We start from the raw sequence: 18,448 nt of genomic DNA on the forward strand, positions 1-18,448 counted from the left end.
AGTAACAAGCGGGGGGCCAGCCCCCCGCACCCCCCGGGATATTTTGGGCAAGATGAAAGGGTCAGGAGCAGAGAGATTTGATTTGAGCGGCGATTTCCGGTTTCGCGGCCAGCGTATCGGCGGCGATTTCGCGGGCGGTGGCGAGAAGTGAATCAGCATCGACGATACGATCTATCAGGCCGAATTGCAGCGCTTCTGGTGCTTCGATCTTTTGGCCGCCCATCAGGATCAGTTTGGTGCGGGAGGGGCCGATCAGGGCAGACATGCGCGCAGGATCAGAAGGCTGGGGCAAGAAACCGAGTTTCATCACCGGGTAGAAGAATTTTGCGCTCGGCACCGCAAGGCGCAGGTCGCAAGCCAGCGCCATGCCCATCGCGCCGCCCGCCAACGTGCCATTGAGCGCGGCGATGGAGAGGCCCGGGAGGGCGGCGATGGCGCCCGAGAGCCGTTCCCACAGGGGCGAAAGGGCCAGACCGGCGCGCGCCTCGTCAAGATCGGCCCCGGCGGAGAAGACGCGGCCTGTGCCGGTAAGGATCAGAATGCGGGAATCTTGCGCGGCCTCGGCGATTTCGCAGAGTTCTTCCAGCATCGCTCCGGTTAGTGAATTGGCCTTGTCGGGGCGGTTGATCGTGACAGTCCAGGTGCCGCCGTCTTTTTCGAGACCGATCATGAAATAACTCCGATCCGCTTGCGAATGGAGTCGTCGCGCAGCGAGATTTCCTGACCGAGATATTCGTCGGCATCGCTGCTGCACATCCAGGCGAGGCATTTGGCGGGCCATTCCGGGGGAATGTGATCTTCCCACGACATTTGTGCCACTGGGTTCACGCCGCTGGCCTTGATTTCGCGCTGCATTTTGGTGGCCACAGTGCCGGGCGAGAGGCCGATGGCGCGGATGCCGCTGAGCGCGCCTTCCTTGTGGGCGCACATGGTCAGCATCGCAGCACCCGCCTTGGAGCTGCAATAATGGCTCCAGCCTTCCAGCGCGTTATGTGCCGCCCCGGAGGAGATGGTGAGGATGGTGCCGCCGCCAGCCTCTTGCATCAGGGGCATCGCGGCGCGCATACCGTGATAGACTCCCTTGAGATTGATGTCGATCGCAGCGCCCCAGCCATCGGGATCAGAGGTGGCAAGCAAGGAAATCGGCTCGACCACCCCGGCGTTGCCGATCAGGAGATCGAGCCCGCCGAAATCGGCCACCGCCAGATCGACCGCAGCCTGCACATCGCCGTAGACGCTCACGTCACAGGCAATCGCGCGGGCCTGCGCACCGATGTCGCCAGCGATGCGCGTTATTTCGCCGGTGCTGCGCGCCGCAAGCACCACATTTGCGCCAGACGCGGCGAATTCCCGCGCGGCCGCTTCGCCGATACCGCGACTCGCCCCCGTGATAAGCACTGTTTTTCCTGTCAGACCCGTCATTTGTCTCTCCAATCCTGCTATTGCCATGTGGTAAACCGGGGCAAAGCGGCGGTCCAGAGGGATGCGCACTTGATTCTCAGACCGCGAGCGCCGAGATTGATTCCGTGTATTAGGCTGGAAGGATAACCAAAATGACGAATTTGACGAAAATCTGCGGCGCTACTGCGTTTGCAACTTTGATGACGAGCACGGCCGCATTTGCCGACGTCAACGCACAAGAGGTCTGGGGCGATTGGAAAGCCTATATGGGCGGCTTTGGCTATGAAGTCGTCGGCTCGGAAAGCACCTCGGGTGACACGCTGAGCGTCAAGGACCTGAAGATGAGCTTTGCGCTTCCCGAAGACGAAGGCATGATTTCCGTCACCTTTGGTGAGCTGAGCTTTACCAACCGTGGCGATGGCACCGTATCGGTGGGGCTTCCCGCGTCTATGCCCATGATGGTTGAGGTTATGCCCAAGGGCGATGACCCGGTCACGATGAACATGGACTACAACAATACCGATTTCGAGATGGTCGTTTCGGGTGATCCGACTGACATGACCTATACTTATTCGGCAGCCGAGATTGCAATGAAGCTGGCCAAGCTGGTGGTTGAAGGTAATGAAATCCCGGTGGGTGCCGCGGAAATTGCCATCAAGGATGTCAGCGGCAATTCGAACATGAAGATCGGCAATCTGCGCGAGGTGACGCAGGTTATGAATACCGGTGCCGTGACCTACAACATTGATTTTGCCAACCCCGAAAATGCCCAGGAATTTTTCAAATTCAACGGCATGCTGAACAAGCTGATGTTCAATGGCGGCGGCACCTATCCGACCGGCGGATTTGACGTTCAGAACATGGACGCGATGATGAAGGCCGGTTTCGCGGCGGACGGCAAGTTTTCCTATGAAGGCGGCAATGCCAGCTTCCAGTTCGTCGGCGACGGCGAAAACATTCAGGGCAGCTCGCAAACCACCGCCGGTGCGGCGGAAGTTTCGATGTCGTCGGATGGCATCAAGTATGACGTCAGCTCTCAGGGGGTGAAGGTCAACTTCGCGGGTGGTGACATTCCGTTCCCGATCGATATGCAGATGGCAAATGGCGGGTTCAAGCTGGTCATGCCGGTGTCGAAATCGGATCAATCGCAGGACTTTGCGCTGGGCGTGACGTTGGGCGGTTTCGCGGTGTCCGAGCAGATCTGGAGCATGGTCGATCCAAGCGGTCAACTGCCGCATGACCCCGCCACGGTTTCGTTTGATGTGTCGGGCAAGGGCAAGCTGGGCTTTGATCTGATGGACCCGGCGCAGATGGAAGCGGTAGAGCGCGGCGAAATGGGCATGCCAGGTGAGGTTGAAGCCGTCGACATCAACAATCTGGAAGTCACGGTCGCGGGTGCCTCGCTTACCGGTAACGGTAATTTCGTGATCGAATTTGCCACGGCCATGATGTCGCAGGGTATGCAGGGCGTTGATGGCGTGCTGAACCTCAGGCTGGCGGGTGCCAATGTGCTGATGGACAAGTTGGTGGCGATGGGTCTTGTGCCGCAAGATCAGGTCATGGGCGCGCGGATGATGATGAGCATGTTTGCCGTTCCTGAAAGCGAAGATGTTCTGGTCTCGAAAATCGAGGTCAAGAAGGACGGTCAGGTTATGGCCAATGGTCAGCGCCTGAAATAAGAGCCGATCAGCCGAAAATTTCGCAGGGGCCGCTGCAATGCACGCGGCCCCTTTTGCTTGTTTCACATCACCGATAGGGTTGGGCGCGTCAGGGCAAAACGCTTTGGCGATTTTGTGTAACAAGGACACCTGATGCCCCGTCTTTTCTCCGCCACAGCACTCTGCACGATTTTCATGGTCACTCCGGCGCTGGCCGACATAACGGTTGATGACGCATGGGCCGTTTGGAAGGCCCAGTTTCAGGCTTTCGGCCTCACGCTTGATGCAAGCGAGAGCCGCGATGGCGATACGCTCAAGATTGGCGAGATAAAGCTTTCGGTGAATTTGCCGAATGATACCGGTTCGGCTTATCTCAGCTTTGCAGGGCCGCGGTTTGAGCCTGTGAGCGATGGCACGGTAGAGGTGCATTTCCCCAAAACCAGCCGCGTTTCGTTGGGGGCCGAAGTCATTGACGAGGGAAGTTTTGCCGCCGTGGGCGAACTAACAGGCGATGATGCCCCCGGTATCATGTCGGGTGACGCGATGAACGTGACCAGCACATGGAACAGCGATGGGTTCACGCTCACGCTGCTGGATGTGGTGGTCGATGGCAGTGAGGCGTTCGAGGTGTCCGGAGAGATGCGCCTTGGCCCGATCACGCTCTCCAACGTGACGGTGATTGACGACGCGCATGTCACAATCACGGGGGACTCGGCGTTGGAAAGCTATGACCTGACCTATAGCGCCGCCTTCAAGGAAGGCGAAGAGACCGCCCGCATCGAAGGAGGCGGGGCGGGAAAAGCGGCAGCCAACAAATCAACACTTGTGCTGCCACGTGCCGGGCTCGATCTTCTGGCGCTGCACGGGCAACTGCGTGACGGGTTGCGCCTGCATGGTGATAGCACCGTGGGCGAATCTACGTCGTTTCAGCGCGTCTTCATGGGCGAAAGCACGCTCAGCGATCAGGTGACAAAGGCAGAGGATTATGTAATCGATGCCACGTTTGATGCGCAGGGGTTAAACTATGGGGGCACTACAGGCGCGTTTTCGATGGACATGAAAACGCCTGAACTGCCGTTTCCGATTTCCATCGCGGGCGAGGGTGTCGAGGGGCGGCTGGTGTTGCCGTTGCTGAAATCCGATGCGGTGCAGAAGGCGGGCGCGAAGATTGCGTTGAACGGCGTGACCATCGACGAAGGGCTGTGGAGCCTGTTTGACCCAAACGCGCAGCTGCCGCGCGACCCGATGAAGATTGCGTTTGATCTCGGCGCAGAGGCAAAAGTGCTGTTCGAGCTTCTCGATATCCGCGCGATGATGGACGGTGCTGAGCCGGAAGAAATGCCCGTTACAATGGAACGTGTGACGCTCAACAGCATGACCGTTTCCGCCGTGGGTGTAGAACTGACCGGGACGGGCGATTTCATGCTCGATTTCGACGACATGGTCACGTTTGACGGCTTCCCCGCTCCCGAGGGAGAGGCCGCCTTCATGCTCAAGGGGGCAGACGCGCTGATCGACAGGCTGATCGCGATGGGGCTGATGAGCAACGACGACGCCATGGGCGCACGGATGATGATGGCTATGTTTGCCAAGCCGGGCGATGGGGCCGACGTTGTGACATCGCAGATCGAGGTGAGAAAGACCGGAGAGGTTTTGGCCAACGGGCAACGCCTTCGCTGAGCATTTGCGCCTGGGCGGCTCGTGGTTTGGGGTTGTCCCGGGCGGGGACCGTCATGGCGTTGCATGGCCTTGCCCTTGAACCTGCTCGTCTTGCGGTCTACCTCAGAGCGGCAAAGCGAAGGACATTCCCAAGATGACACAAACGCCTGAAACTCTTTCACAGGCTCTGATTGATGCCGCCAGAAAGGCCGGGGCCGATGGCGCCGATGCGATGGTGGTGGATGGGCGTTCGATCTCGATCGACGTGCGCGAGGGGCGGCTGGAACATGCCGAACGCGCCGAGGGGATTGATCTTGGCCTGCGGGTTTTCGTTGGGCAGAGGCAGGCGATGGTGTCGTCATCGGATGCGCGCCCCGAGACATTGGCGACCATGGCCGAGCGTGCCATCGCCATGGCCCGGGAAGCACCAGAAGACCCCTATATCGGTCTGGCCGATCCTGCGCAGTTGGCACAGGGCTGGGACATTTCCGCGCTGGAACTTTCGGAAAATGGTGAGGAGCCGGACCCGGCGCAATTGCAAGACAGCGCATTGGCCGCCGAGGCGGCAGGGCTTGCCGTGGAGGGCGTGACGCAGATTCAATCGGCCAGTGCCGGGTATTCTTCGCAGCGCGTGCATCTTGCCGCGTCGAACGGGTTTTCCGGCGGGTACGGGCGCACCTCGCATTCGCTATATGCGGTCGCCATTGCGGGGTCGGGCAGCGGTATGGAGCGCGACCATGATGGCGACAGCCGCATCTTTGCCCAAGACATGCGCAGCGCCGATGAGATCGGGCGCACTGCTGGCGAACGCGCAGTGGCCGCGCTGGGCGCGCGCAAGCCACCGACAGGCGCTTATCCGGTGCTGTTTGACGAAAAAATTTCCAGCTCGCTGATCGGGCATCTTCTGGGGGCGGTCAATGGTGCCTCGGTGGCACGCGGCCAAAGCTTCCTGCGCGACAAGCTGGGCGAACAAGTGATGCCCATGGGACTGTCGCTGATCGAAGACCCGCTGCGCCCGCGCGTCGGAACTTCGCGCCCGTTCGATGCCGAAGGGCTGCCCACTTCGCGGCGTGCCATTGTCGAAGACGGGATGCTGATGGGCTGGACGCTTGATCTGGCCAATGCGCGCAAACTCGGAATGCAGAGCACCGCCAGCGCCAGCCGCTCGCCCGGTGGCGCGCCCTCGCCCAGCGCGTCGAGTGTTGAAATGACTGCGGGCAAGCAAAGTCGCGATGATTTGTTGGCGCAGATGGGCACGGGCCTGTTGGTGACGTCATTGATCGGCTCGACCATCAACCCCAATACCGGGGACTATTCACGCGGGGCTTCTGGCTTTTGGGTGGAAAACGGCGAGATCACCTGGCCGGTGAATGAATGCACCATCGCCGGAAACCTGCACGACATGCTGCGCGGGCTGATCCCTGCCAATGACGCGCGGCCTTGGCTGTCGCGCGTGGTGCCATCGCTTCTCGTCGAAGGGCTGACCCTTGCCGGCGCGTGATCTTGCGCTGCTCTGCGCAGTTGCACAGGAAGCAGGCCGGATCGCCAGCGGCTTTTTCGGCGGCAAGTTCACGTCAGAGGACAAGCCCGACAATGCCGGTCCGGTGACCGAGGCCGATCTCGCCGTCAACCGCATGTTGGAGGATCGCCTGCGCGCCGCAAGGCCCGATTATGGCTGGCTTTCCGAAGAATCCGTGGATGACGGGTCTCGGCTTAACCATCGCCGCGTCTTCATTGTCGACCCGATTGATGGCACCCGCAATTTCATCGAGGGCGGGAAAAGCTGGTCGCATTCTCTGGCTGTGGCAGAAGAAGGCCGGGTGATTGCCGCTGTGGTGTTCCTGCCGATGCGTGACCGGCTTTTTGCCGCGTCGCGCGGCGCGGGGGCCACGCTCAACGATGTCGCAATCCACGGCTCGGCGCGCGGCGATCTGTCGGGCGCGACATTGCTTTCTGCGCGACCCGCAATGGAGGCCAAATATTGGAAACCAGGCCAGGTGCCAAATATTGAGCGGGTGTATCGCCCGTCACTGGCCTATCGCCTCGCGTTGGTGGCGCAGGGGCGGTTTGACGCGATGATTACCCTGCGTGATAGCTGGGAATGGGACATCGCCGCCGGGGCGCTTTTGCTGGAAGAGGCGGGCGCGATGGTATCAGACCGTCACGGCCAAGGGCTGATCTTCAACAATCCACGCCCGATGTTGCCCGGCGTTGTCGCCGCCGCAACAGGTGTGCATGGCGCGTTGCAGGGGGCATTGGCGTAGGGCGCGTGCAAGCACGCACCCCGCCAATTTTTACACCGCTTCGGCGATCTTCTTTTTCCATTCTGCCGGGCCACTCTTGTGGATCGAATTGCCTTGGGTATCCACCGCCACAGTCACCGGCATGTCCTGGACCTTCAGCTCATAAATCGCTTCCATGCCCAACTCTTCAAAGGCCACCGGCTTGGCCGCCTTGATGGCTTTCGACACCAGATAGGCCGCACCGCCCACGGCAATCAGATAGGCCGCTTTGTGCTTGGCAATCGCTTCGAGTGCCACCGGCCCGCGCTCGGCCTTGCCGACCATCACCTTGAGGCCGGTATCGGCCAGAATCCGGTCGGTAAACTTGTCCATGCGTGTCGAGGTGGTCGGGCCTGCCGGTCCAATCGCCTCATCGCCAACGGCATCAACCGGACCAACGTAATAGATCGCCTTGCCACGCAGATCGACGGGCAGAGTTTCGCCCCGATCCAACATGTCGATCATCCGCTTATGCGCCGCATCGCGCCCGGTATAGAGCGTGCCGCTCAGCAGCAAGGTTTCGCCGGGTGTCAGCGTGGCCACAACCTCGTCCGTCAGGTTGTCGAGGTCGAGTTTGCGCGACTGTGCGCCGGCCGCATCAAGAAGGATCTCGGGATAATCCTCGATGCTCGGCGGCGTGAACGTGGCCGGGCCAGAGCCATCGAGCGTGAAATGCACATGCCGCGTTGCCGCGCAATTGGGGATCAAAGCGACGGGCAGCGAAGCGGCGTGCGTTGGGAAGCTTTTGACCTTCACATCAAGCACGGTTGTCACCCCGCCAAGCCCCTGCGCGCCGATGCCAAGCGCGTTGACGCGCTCGTAAATCTCGATGCGCAATTCTTCGGCCTTGTTTGACGGCCCGCGGCGCAGCAATTCCTGCATGTCCAGCGGTTCGCTCAGCGCTTGCTTGGCCAACGCCATCACCTTGTCGGCATTGCCCCCAACACCGATGCCCAAAATACCCGGCGGACACCAGCCAGCGCCAAGTGTCTCAACGGTCTCAACCACCCAGTCAGCGACATTGCCCGAGGGGTTCAGCGTGGTGAATTTCGATTTGTTCTCCGAGCCGCCCCCTTTGGCCGCAACCTCAACCTCAACCGTATCACCCGCGACCATTTCAACGGTTAGCATGCAAGGCGTGTTGTCGCCCGAATTCTTACGCTCGCCAAACGGGTCGATCACCACGCTGGCGCGCAGCGGGTTGGTATCACGAAGGTACCCCTGCCGCGTGCCTTCATCGGCGATGTCCTGAAGCGAGCGCTTGATTTTGAGCGGTGCTTCGACGCCCACCTTGATGTGAATATTTGCCGCGCCCGTATCCTGACAAATCGGGCGGCGCCCCATGGCGCACATGCGCGAGTTCACCAGAATCTGCGCCATCGCATCCTTGGCACCCTTGTTCTCTTCACGTTCCCAAGCGGCGGTCATTGCCTGCACAAAATCGGGCGGATGATAGTACGAGATGTATTGCAGCCCTTCGGCAATGCTTTCGATCAGATGCTCTTCGGTGATGGCTGCCATGTGGTGGCTCCTTTTGCGGACGTCTGAGAGTCGGGACAGCTTTTATCAGCGTTTGGCGACGGGGTAAGCCCGAAAATTGTGTGCAATGGTATGCCGGGCGCTACATCCGCGCCAGACACCGCGCGCTGCATTAGGTTAATGCGCTGTTCATCTATACGATGTCGCATGTCATACGCCTAGCAGCCGGACAGCAGCCGCAAGTCACCCTTGGAATTTGGTGCGTGCGGTGCCATTTACAAAGCTTGCTGAATTTCTACCGGGACGGTAATCAGGCGCGATCATGGCAAAGAAACCCGAGAATCCAAACTATAAGGTCGTGGCCGAAAATCGCCGCGCGCGGTTTGATTATGCCATCGAGGAAGATCTGGAATGCGGCATCATCCTGTTGGGGTCCGAGGTCAAATCATTGCGGCTTGGCAATGCCAATATCGCCGAAAGCTATGCCCATGTGGACGAAGGCGAACTATGGCTGGTCAACAGCTATATTGCGCCCTACGAGCAGGCCAAGACCTTTGGGCATGAGGAACGACGCAAGCGCAAGCTATTGGTTTCGCGTAAAGAATTGAGCCGTTTGTGGCAGGCGACCGGGCGCAAGGGCATGACGTTGGTTCCGCTGGTTCTTTATTTCAACCATCGTGGCAAGGCCAAGCTGAAGATCGGAATCGCCAAGGGCAAGAAGCTGCACGACAAGCGCGCCACCGAGGCCAAACGCGATTGGGGCCGTCAGAAACAGCGGCTTTTGCGCCACGGGGAATAGCCCCACAAAACTCCCATTTGGGAGGTCTAGGCAAAATCGTAAAACCTGACGAGAAACCGGGGCGCGCAGGTCAGCCTCGGTTAAGGTATTTGGTTTAGACCGTGGGAGAAACGTAATGGAACTATTGATTAGTCTTATTTCAGGTGCAATCGGCGGTAACGTCGCCGGTGGCCTTCTTAAAAATATCAATCAGGGCGCGATCATCAATTCAATCGCCGGGATTGTTGGCGGCGGCCTTGGCGGACAGATTTTGTCAATGCTGGGCACAGGTGCCGATATGGGTGCCGCGGCGGGCGGCGGAATGGATATCGCGGCAATAGTCGGTCAAGTCGCATCGGGTGGTGTCGGTGGCGGCGTGGTATTGGCCATTGTCGGCGCAGTCCGCAACATGATGGCCAAGTAGGGCCTTCCAAGACGCCCCGAAAACTGCGCCGAAATTCATCAGTCCGGGCGGCGCGAAAGCGGCGTCCGGCCTTGCGAATTCTGCGACCCCGCGCTAGGGAGACATGGCATCATACACGGGGGCGCACATGGCTTCAGACGATCCGAAAACCCTTGTTTCCACAGAATGGCTGGCGGCGCATCTGAAAGATCCCGACCTGCGCATTCTTGACGCCACCTATTTTCTGCCCGGCACCGATCGCGACGCACGGGCCGAGTATGACGCAGCCCATATTCCCGGTGCGCGATTCTTCGATATCGACGACGTGGCTGATGCGCGTTCCGACTTGCCGCATATGGCCCCTCCGACCGAAAAGTTCATGTCACGCCTAAGGGCGATGGGCGTGGGCGATGGGCACCAGGTGGTTGTTTATGACTCCTTTGGCCTGATGAGCGCGGCCCGCGTCTGGTGGCTGTTCCGCCTTATGGGTCAAGACAACATTGCCGTGCTTGATGGCGGCTTTCCGAAATGGCAAGCCGAGGGCCGCGAGATCGAAGATTTGCCACCCATGGTGCGCGACCGTCACATGACCGTGCGGTTTCAGAATCATTTGGTTCGCGATGTCACGCAGGTTTCCGCAGCATCCAAACTGGGTGATTTCGAGATTGTCGATGCGCGCTCTGCCGGACGGTTTGCGGGGACCGAGGGTGAGCCTTGGCCCGGTTTGCGCGCGGGGCATATTCCGGGCTCAAAAAACCTGCCCTTTGGCGATTTGCTCAACAGCGATAGCACGATGAAAGACCCGGCTGCGTTGCGTGAGATATTTGAGAGTGCCGGGATCAACCTTGCCAAACCGGCAATTGCCTCGTGTGGATCAGGTGTGACCGCCTGTATTCTGGCGCTGGCGATGGAGCGGATCGGCAAGACTGATTGGGCCATCTATGATGGATCATGGACGGAATGGGGCGCCTTTCCCACCTTGGCCGTTGAAACCGGAGAATGACGATGTTTGACAAGCTGACCAGCCAACCCGCCGACAAAATCATCCAGCTGATGCATATGTTCAAGGCGGATGAGCGCGCCAATAAGGTCGACCTTGGTGTCGGTGTCTATAAGAATGCCGAAGGCCTGACCCCGGTTATGCGCGCCGTGAAGGCAGGCGAAAAGCAGCTTTGGGAAACGCAGGATACCAAGAGCTATGTCAGCCTCGTGGGTGACGCAGCCTATCATGATGCGATGATTGATCTGGTCCTCGATGGCGCCGTTGCGCGCGATCATGTGGCGGCGGCGGCGACGCCCGGCGGTACCGGCGCGTGTCGGCAGGCGTTTGAGTTGATCAAGATGGCCAATCCGGCGGCGCGCGTATTTGTAAGCGACCCGACCTGGCCTAACCATCTGAGCATCCTGAAATATCTCGGAATTGAAACCGTGCCCTATCGCTATTTCGATAGCGAAACACGCGCGGTGAATTACGCCGGTATGATGGAAGACCTGCAAGGGTTGCGGGCCGGTGATGTGGTGCTTCTGCATGGCTGTTGCCACAATCCTACGGGTGCCAATCTGAACCTGACCGAATGGCAGCAGGTTGCCGATCTGCTCAATGAAAAGGGCGCATTGCCCATGGTCGACTTGGCTTATCAGGGCTTTGGCGACGGGCTTAACGAAGACGCGGCTGCCACGCGGCTCGTTGCGGCGGCCTGTCCCGAGGTGTTGATTGCGGCAAGCTGTTCCAAGAATTTCGGCGTTTACCGTGAGCGCACAGGAATTTTGTTGGCGGTGAGTGCGGACAAATCCAAGGTTGGGTTGGCACAGGACAATCTCAGCTTTCTAAACCGGCAGAACTTCTCATTTCCCCCCGATCACGGCGCGCGCGTGGTGACGATGATTCTGACTGACCCCGCCCTGCGCAAGATGTGGGAAGATGAGTTGGAAGAAACGCGCCTCGGCATGTTGCGCCTGCGCGAAAAACTGGCGGAAGAATTGCAGCGTCTTTCAGGCTCAAACCGGTTCGGCTTTCTGGCACAGCATCGCGGCATGTTTTCGCGGCTCGGCACGACGCCGGAGCTGGTGCAGAAACTGCGGGACGAACACGCGATTTACATGGTCGGTGACAGCCGGATGAACATCGCCGGTTTAAACGATGCAACGATCCCGGTTCTGGCCAAGGCGATTATTGAGGTTGGTGTTTAACTACGAAAGGTGGGTGCAAGCACCCACCTGTCTATTTGTTTAGTTCAACAGGCCCGCGTGGCGCATGGCGTCGTCGATCTTGCTACGCGTTTCGTCGGATACGCAGGTGATCGGCAGGCGCACCTCTTCCGAGCAAAGACCAAGCTTTGACATCGCGTATTTGACCCCGGCAAGGCCAGGCTCAAGGAATATCGCGATGTGTAGTGGCATAAGCCGATCCTGATATTCGAGCGCCTTGGCATAGTCGCCCGCGAGCATGGCTTCCTGAAATTCTGCGCAGAGCCGAGGCGCGACATTGGCGGTAACCGAGATGCAGCCGCGCCCGCCATGCGCGTTGTAACCCAGCGCGGTGGCGTCTTCCCCAGACAGCTGGATGAAATCGGTGCCGCAGGTGATACGCTGTTGCGGGACGCGCGCGAGATCGCCGGTGGCATCCTTTACCCCCACGATGCGCGGCAGTTTGGCCAATTCACCCATCGTTGCCGGACTCATGTCGACGACCGAGCGGCCGGGGATATTGTAGATGATGATCGGCAGGTTGCAGCAATCATGCACGGCGGTGAAATGCGCGATCAGCCCGCGCTGGGTCGGCTTGTTGTAATAGGGCGTGACCACGAGGATACCGTTGGCCCCTGCCTTTTCCGCAGCTTGGGCCAGCCGAATCGATTCGAGCGTGTTGTTGCTGCCTGCGCCGGCGATTACCGGAACGCGACCGGCAACAGCGCGCACGACCGTATCCACCACAGCGTCATGTTCGGCGTGGGTCAACGTGGGGCTTTCGCCGGTGGTGCCGACGGGGACAAATCCGTTGCTGCCTTCGCCGATATGCCATTCGACCAGCTTCTTGAGCGTCTCCAGATCCAGTTCGCCGTTCTTGAACGGCGTGACCAGGGCAGGAATGGACCCTTTGAACATGGCGACGCTCCTTCTCTTCATGCGCGGGCGAATGACCCGGGTTCTGGTTTAGCGCCGGACCCTAGAGGGAGAATACCCCGCTGCCAAGTTATTGTGAATTGAAGGCAGGGGGGCGGGCGCTATGCTGGGGCTGTCTATCCGGCGTTGCTAGGGGAAATGCAAGAGATGTTGCGAATCATGGCCTTGATTTTATGTGTGCTGAGTGGCCCTCTGGCTGCGCAAGCGCTGCGCGAGCAGGCGCCGAGGCCGCTGGCCAGCGCTATTCACGCGATGAATCGCGGCGATTGGGAGCGTGCGGCGGCGCTGGCGGTGCGCGATGGACCTGCGGCGGCGACGTTGATCGAATGGAATCGGCTGCGCGCCGGGCGGGGCAGTGGGCGCGAGGTTGTGGATTTCCTCAAGACCTATTCGCATTGGCCGGGATTATCGCTTTTGCGCAAGCGCAGCGAAGCGTCACTTGATGGGTTGTCGCACGATGAGATAATTACCTTTTTCCGCGAGGAATCCCCCCAGACAGGACGCGGCGTGCTGCGGTTCGCTGATGCATTGATGCAGGCCGGGGAGTTGGGAGAGGCGCAGGCCGAAATTGTTCTGGCATGGCGCAGTTTTGATCTGAGTGAGCGCGATCATGAATTCTTTGTCGAGCGCTATGGCGATCTATTGAAGCCGCATCACGAGGCGCGGCTCGATATGGCACTTTGGCGCGGCTTGTCGAGCGACGTAAATCTGATGCTACCGCTTGTGAGCGAAGGTCAGCGCGCCCTTGCGGATGCCCGCATTGGGCTGCGGAACGGCTCAAAGGATGCCGACGCGTTGATCAACAGTGTGCCGGAGGCTCTGCAAGGTGACGCCGGGCTGGCCTATGAGCGATTCCTCTGGCTTCTGGGAAAGGGGCGATTGGGCGAGGCGATCAAGCTGTTGAACGAACGCTCTGAGGCGCAAACGCTGGGCGAGCCTGATCGCTGGGCTGGGTGGCGGCGCAACCTTGCCCGCCGCATGATGCGCGAGGGCGAGGCTGCGCTGGCCTATCGGATTGCAACGAATCATGGGTTGGTCGAAGGATCGTCATACGCGGACTTGGAATGGCTGGCGGGCTATCTTGCTTTGCGAAAACTGGATGCACCGGCGCTTGCACTGGCGCATTTCGAGTTGTTTAGCGATACGGTCTGGACGCCGATCTCTCTCGGGCGCGCGGGATATTGGCTTGGCGAGGCGCATGCTGCTCTGGGCCAGATGGATGAGGCAAAAGCAGCCTGGTCGAAGGGTGCGGAGCATCAGACCAGCTTCTACGGCCTTCTGGCGGCGGAAAAGGCCGGGATCGCGCCGGATGTGGCGCTGAAAGGGCTGGAGTATTTTCCGGCCTGGCAACAGGCCGAATGGGCCGATAGCGATCTTGTTCAGGTCGTGATGCTGGCCGTTGCGATGCGAGATCTGACACTGGCTGAGCAGTTTCTTCTGCAAATCGCCGAAGGCAAGGATCGCAAGGGTATTGGTCAGTTGGGCAATATGATTGAGGACATGGGCGCGCCACATCTGGGCGTGATGCTGGGTAAATTCGCGGCGCGTGAGGGCGTGGTGGTTCCTGGGGCGTATTATCCGCTGCATCCAATGCAGGAGATGAAGCTGCCTGTGGCTATGGAAATGGCGCTGTCCATTGCACGCAGGGAGAGTGAGTTTGACCCTAGGGTGGTATCAGGTGCCGGAGCGCGGGGCTTGATGCAATTGATGCCTGCGACTGCCAAGCTGGTGGCGCGCAAACTTGGGATAGACCATGATCCTGGTTCTGTACTGCGCGATTGGGAATATAATGCAACGTTGGGCAGCGCTTATCTTGCCGATCTGGCGGGGCAGTTCGATGGCAATGTAATCATGGTGTCGGCAGGCTATAACGCTGGGCCGGGGCGGCCTGTGCGCTGGATGAAGGAATACGGCAATCCGTTGAAAGGCGAGGTGGATATGATCGACTGGATCGAGCATATCCCCTTTAACGAGACCCGCAACTATGTGATGCGCGTCGCGGAATCTCTGCCGGTTTATCGGGCGCGGCTGGGCAAACCGTCTTTGCCGCAACCGTTCAGCGCCGAGCTTTTGGGCTCAAGTGTTCTGCCGTTCGCGCCAGAGGGTGAATAGACCGGCGGCAACGATTATTCCGGCCCCCAGCACCACGTTGAGGCGGATGTCTTCGGAAAAGACGCTGACCCCGAGGCCGGCCGCAAAGACCAATTGAAGATAGGCGAACGGTTGAACCGCACTGGCCTCGGCGACCTCGTAGGCGCGGATCAACAGCCAGTGACCCATCGCGCCGGTGATGCAGAGCACGCCCATCCAGCCCCAATCAGGGCCTGTCATCGGCTCCCAGAACCACAGGCCCAGCGGAGTGAGCAGTGTCGCGCCGACAACGCCCGTCCAGAAAAATGATGTGGCGGCGGAGTCGCGCCGGGCGACATAGCGGGTAAGCAGGCCGTAAAGTGCAAACATCAGGGCGGCGGCGAGCGGGACCAGTGCATAGGGTGAAAATACGCCAAACCCCGGTTGCAAAATGATCAGAACACCGATGAACCCGATGCCGATCGCCACCCAACGGCGCCAGCCGACATGTTCGCCCAGCACCGGCCCCGAAAGCGCTGCCACGAGCAGCGGATAACAGGTAAAGACCGCATGGCTTTCGATCAGCCCGAGCAGAGTGAAGGCCAGAACCATAACGCAGATTTCAAGTGCGAGAAGTGCGCCGCGCAGGATCTGAACAATCGGTTGGGAGGTGGCGGCCGCGGCGCCGACCCCACCGGCTTTGCGGCTGGCGATGGCGACGACGAAGGCGGCGAAGAACCAATAGCGGATCGTTACGACCATCAGCACGTTGTATTCACCCGCGAGATGGCGCGAAATGCCATCCTGCATCGAGAAAACAAAGGTGGTCGCAACCATCAATAGAATGCCGAGACGCGTGTTCTGCTGCCCCATTTGTCAGTGTGTTTCTGGCATGGTGGCGACTGTCATATGGCGCTTGCGGCCAAATCCGGCGTGACGCCTGACATCGAACCCCGCCTCGCTTAGCCCGCGCCGCACGAATCCGGCGGCGGTATAGCTGGCAGCGGTTCCGCCGGGGGTGGTGTGTGCGCCGACTTGCGTCATCAATCCGGGTTCCCACATCTCGGGGTTCTTGGCAGGGGAAAAACCGTCAAGAAACCATGCATCGGCAGTACCTGTCCAGCGCGGCAGGGTTTCGCGGGCATCGCCGACTATCATCTTGAAATGCAGGTCAGGCAGGATGATCTCGGTCTGACCAGCGCGCCAGAATGGGGCGAGTTCGGCGCTGATTGCGGCAAGCGACGGGAAGGCTGCCTGAGCCTCAATCATATCGGCGGCGGCCATCGGGAAAGCCTCGAAACTGGTAAAGCGCAATTGTCCCGGTTGTCCGGTTCTGCGCCACAGGTCAAACGCAGCCAGCAGGTTGAGGCCGGTGCCAAAACCCAGTTCGGCAATCTGGAAGCCATCGTGAAACCGCTCGGGCAGGCCATTGCCTTTGAGAAAGACATGCGCGGTTTCGGCCAGCCCGTTTTCGAGGCTGAAGTAGGGGTCGTCAAAGCGTGTGGACACCGGGACTGCGCCATCGCGCCATTCGATCTCTGCCTGCTGGCTCATTGCTGTGTGATCCCGTAAGAGCAAAAAGAAGCGGCCGATGAATTTGCCGCATGCAACAGGTGCGAGAATGCAGAGGGGGGAAAGCTTTGGCAATGGTCGATGTGACAATCCGGGGGGCGGGGATTTTCGGGCTGTCGATTGCGTGGGAATGTCTGCAGCGGGGCGCGCGCGTTCGGGTGGTTGATCCACACGGCGTGGGCGCGGGGGCGTCGGGTGGCGTCGTGGGGGCCTTGGCGCCGCATGTGCCAGAAAACTGGAACGACAAGAAGGAGTTTCAACTGCGCAGCCTGCTGTTGGCAGAGGGCTTCTGGGCCGATGTCGAAGCGATAGGCGGACTTTCGGCGGGCTATGCCAGAACGGGGCGGTTACAACCGCTGGCGGATGAGCGCGCGCTGGACCTGGCGAGAGCGCGGGAGGTGACGGCCGCAGAACTGTGGCAGGATGCAGCAAATTGGCAGGTGTTGCGCGCGGTGGATGTCGGAGGGTGGGCGCCTCTCAGCCCAACCGGCTGGCTGGTTCATGACACTCTGACTGCGCGGATGCACCCGCGGGCGGCGGGCAAGGCTTTAGCTGCGGCGATCACCATGCGGGACGGTGAGATCGTGCAGGAGGCGAGCGACGAAGGCGCAGTGATTTGGGCAGCAGGCCTCTGGGATCTGGAACGGATCAGCGCGAATCTTGGCCGGGATGTGGGCAATGGGGTGAAGGGGCAGGGTGCTGTCCTGAGGTTTGATGCAGCGGAGCGACCGCAGATCTTTGCCGATGGCGTGCATATCGTGCCGCATGCCGATGGCACCGTGGCCGTGGGCTCGACCTCGGAACGAGAGTATTGTGATCCGAACGCCACTGATGCACAGCTTGACAGCGTGTTGGAAAAGGCGCGGGCGGTGGTACCAGACTTGCGCAATGCGCCGGTTGTTGAGCGCTGGGCCGGAGTGCGCCCGCGCGCCAGAAGCCGCGCGCCGATGCTGGGGGCGCATCCGATTTGCGAGGGGCAGTTCATTGCGAATGGTGGGTTCAAGATCGGGTTTGGTATGGCGCCCGGCGTCGCGAGGCTGATGGCAAATCTGGTGCTGGACGAACGTGATGAGATCCCGGACGCGTTTCGACCAGAGGCGTCGCTTTGAGTCGAAAAAGATGCGAACGGCGTGGCGACGAACCGGCATGAATTGAGGGGCCAGCTCTTCAAACTCCTCGGGATATTGCCGATCAGCGTAAGACAGGTATGGCGTCAGATACCTGCTTCGGCCTGCATGCACTGACGACCCTCCGGGCCCCGAACCCAGAGCGAGGTGCCGTTGCGACACAGGGTGGCCGACTCGAAATGCATCAGGGGCGAGGTGGCGCGGAAGCGAAAGGATTTGAGAGGGCCAAGTTCTGTCTCGGCCATCAGCATCAGGTGTTGTGCCAGTAAGGGGCCGTGGACAACCAGCCCGGCATAGCCTTCGACATTACTTGCGTAGTCGAGGTCGTAGTGGATGCGGTGGCCGTTGAAGGTGAGCGCCGAGTAGCGAAACAACATTGTGGTGTCAAAGCGGGTCTGGATGGCACTTTCTTCGTCGGCTCGCGCCATCGGTGGCTTCGGTATGGCTTGATTGGGGGCCGGATCTTCGCGGTAGACCAGATCGCGCCATTCGGTGCGGCAAAGTCGATTGTCTTGGTAGAATTCATAGCGCAGAACCACGAAGGCCAAAGGGCCGGAACGGCCCGTCTTGCGTGTGGTGGATTCGACATAGCCCAGTTTTTCTGTCTCATGACCAGCGAGAAGCGGGGCATGAAAGGCCAGCCGCCCGCCGGCCCACATGCGGCGGGGAAGGCCCATATCAGGGATGAAGCCCTGGCCGGTGCGGGCATGGCCGTCGCGACCGAGTTGCGCCGACGGATAGGGTTCCCAAAAGTAGAGTTGCTCGAAGAATACCGGCAGAGGGCTGCCGACCTGGATGTCGGGGGCGTTGCCGAGTGTGGCCTGCATGGCGCGGGCGCGTGCAGGATCGATGAGATCGCTTTGACGAAAGTTGGGGGCGCTGGCATCTTGCATGGC

Annotated in this window: 17 protein-coding genes; 10 read left to right on the forward strand and 7 right to left on the reverse strand. The window is 60.1% G+C overall.

Annotated elements, in window-relative coordinates; genetic code table 11:
* Positions 1 to 61: 61 nt before the first annotated feature.
* Complete coding sequence (locus LZG00_00845; protein ID MCF3592542.1) at positions 62 to 670, reverse strand: enoyl-CoA hydratase/isomerase family protein; 609 nt, start codon at positions 668 to 670, stop codon at positions 62 to 64.
* A complete protein-coding gene (locus LZG00_00850; GenBank protein ID MCF3592543.1) occupies positions 667 to 1,422 on the reverse strand; it encodes an SDR family oxidoreductase in 756 nt (251 codons plus the stop codon). Before LZG00_00850 ends, LZG00_00845 begins: the two co-directional genes overlap by 4 nt.
* A gap of 131 nt (positions 1,423 to 1,553) precedes the next feature.
* On the opposite strand from LZG00_00850, the gene LZG00_00855 reads away from it, so the two are divergent.
* The 4 genes from LZG00_00855 (at position 1,554) to LZG00_00870 (ending at position 6,982) form a co-directional block, all read left to right on the forward strand.
* Positions 1,554 to 3,080, forward strand: a complete 1,527-nt coding sequence (locus tag LZG00_00855) for a DUF2125 domain-containing protein (GenBank protein MCF3592544.1) — start codon at positions 1,554 to 1,556, stop codon at positions 3,078 to 3,080.
* A gap of 132 nt (positions 3,081 to 3,212) precedes the next feature.
* On the forward strand, positions 3,213 to 4,739 hold the full coding sequence (locus LZG00_00860; protein MCF3592545.1) for a hypothetical protein: 1,527 nt from the start codon (positions 3,213 to 3,215) through the stop codon (positions 4,737 to 4,739).
* A gap of 133 nt (positions 4,740 to 4,872) precedes the next feature.
* Positions 4,873 to 6,219 carry a TldD/PmbA family protein gene (locus LZG00_00865; GenBank protein MCF3592546.1) on the forward strand — a complete coding sequence of 449 codons (1,347 nt, stop codon included), beginning with the start codon at positions 4,873 to 4,875 and terminating at the stop codon, positions 6,217 to 6,219.
* Entirely contained in the window at positions 6,206 to 6,982 is a 777-nt protein-coding gene (locus LZG00_00870; GenBank protein ID MCF3592547.1) for a 3'(2'),5'-bisphosphate nucleotidase CysQ, read from the forward strand. Before LZG00_00865 ends, LZG00_00870 begins: the two co-directional genes overlap by 14 nt.
* A 30-nt stretch (positions 6,983 to 7,012) precedes the next feature.
* On the opposite strand, the gene LZG00_00875 is transcribed toward LZG00_00870, so the two are convergent.
* Positions 7,013 to 8,521 (reverse strand): fumarate hydratase, encoded by a 1,509-nt coding sequence (locus LZG00_00875; GenBank protein MCF3592548.1) that lies wholly within the window; start codon positions 8,519 to 8,521, stop codon positions 7,013 to 7,015.
* 280 nt (positions 8,522 to 8,801) lie between these two features.
* Between LZG00_00875 and smpB the strand changes: the two genes are divergently transcribed.
* The 4 genes from smpB (at position 8,802) to LZG00_00895 (ending at position 11,850) form a co-directional block, all read left to right on the forward strand.
* Entirely contained in the window at positions 8,802 to 9,278 is a 477-nt protein-coding gene (gene smpB, locus LZG00_00880) for an SsrA-binding protein SmpB (protein MCF3592549.1), read from the forward strand.
* Between the two features lie 115 nt (positions 9,279 to 9,393).
* Positions 9,394 to 9,681, forward strand: a complete 288-nt coding sequence (locus LZG00_00885) for a hypothetical protein (protein MCF3592550.1) — start codon at positions 9,394 to 9,396, stop codon at positions 9,679 to 9,681.
* Positions 9,682 to 9,808: 127 nt separating this feature from the next.
* Positions 9,809 to 10,663: a 3-mercaptopyruvate sulfurtransferase gene (sseA, locus tag LZG00_00890; protein MCF3592551.1), complete on the forward strand. Its 855-nt coding sequence runs from the start codon at positions 9,809 to 9,811 to the stop codon at positions 10,661 to 10,663.
* A 2-nt stretch (positions 10,664 to 10,665) separates the two neighbouring features.
* Positions 10,666 to 11,850: an aspartate/tyrosine/aromatic aminotransferase gene (locus tag LZG00_00895; GenBank protein ID MCF3592552.1), complete on the forward strand. Its 1,185-nt coding sequence runs from the start codon at positions 10,666 to 10,668 to the stop codon at positions 11,848 to 11,850.
* Positions 11,851 to 11,889: 39 nt separating this feature from the next.
* On the opposite strand, the gene dapA is transcribed toward LZG00_00895, so the two are convergent.
* Positions 11,890 to 12,765: a 4-hydroxy-tetrahydrodipicolinate synthase gene (gene dapA / locus LZG00_00900; GenBank protein MCF3592553.1), complete on the reverse strand. Its 876-nt coding sequence runs from the start codon at positions 12,763 to 12,765 to the stop codon at positions 11,890 to 11,892.
* Positions 12,766 to 12,942: 177 nt separating this feature from the next.
* On the opposite strand from dapA, the gene LZG00_00905 reads away from it, so the two are divergent.
* Positions 12,943 to 14,895, forward strand: coding sequence for a lytic transglycosylase domain-containing protein (locus tag LZG00_00905; GenBank protein ID MCF3592554.1), 1,953 nt, complete (start codon positions 12,943 to 12,945; stop codon positions 14,893 to 14,895).
* Here LZG00_00905 and LZG00_00910 read toward each other — a convergent pair.
* Positions 14,860 to 15,726: a DMT family transporter gene (locus LZG00_00910; protein MCF3592555.1), complete on the reverse strand. Its 867-nt coding sequence runs from the start codon at positions 15,724 to 15,726 to the stop codon at positions 14,860 to 14,862. The two genes, LZG00_00905 and LZG00_00910, sit on opposite strands and share 36 nt — an antisense overlap.
* A 3-nt stretch (positions 15,727 to 15,729) precedes the next feature.
* Entirely contained in the window at positions 15,730 to 16,407 is a 678-nt protein-coding gene (mnmD, locus tag LZG00_00915) for a tRNA (5-methylaminomethyl-2-thiouridine)(34)-methyltransferase MnmD (GenBank protein ID MCF3592556.1), read from the reverse strand.
* A gap of 92 nt (positions 16,408 to 16,499) precedes the next feature.
* Between mnmD and LZG00_00920 the strand changes: the two genes are divergently transcribed.
* Positions 16,500 to 17,534: an FAD-binding oxidoreductase gene (locus LZG00_00920; GenBank protein MCF3592557.1), complete on the forward strand. Its 1,035-nt coding sequence runs from the start codon at positions 16,500 to 16,502 to the stop codon at positions 17,532 to 17,534.
* A gap of 104 nt (positions 17,535 to 17,638) precedes the next feature.
* On the opposite strand, the gene LZG00_00925 is transcribed toward LZG00_00920, so the two are convergent.
* Positions 17,639 to 18,445 carry an acyl dehydratase gene (locus LZG00_00925; protein ID MCF3592558.1) on the reverse strand — a complete coding sequence of 269 codons (807 nt, stop codon included), beginning with the start codon at positions 18,443 to 18,445 and terminating at the stop codon, positions 17,639 to 17,641.
* Positions 18,446 to 18,448 lie beyond the last annotated feature (3 nt).

The sequence above is a fragment of the Rhodobacteraceae bacterium LMO-JJ12 genome (assembly GCA_021555075.1).
Taxonomy (GTDB): domain Bacteria; phylum Pseudomonadota; class Alphaproteobacteria; order Rhodobacterales; family Rhodobacteraceae; genus JAKGBX01.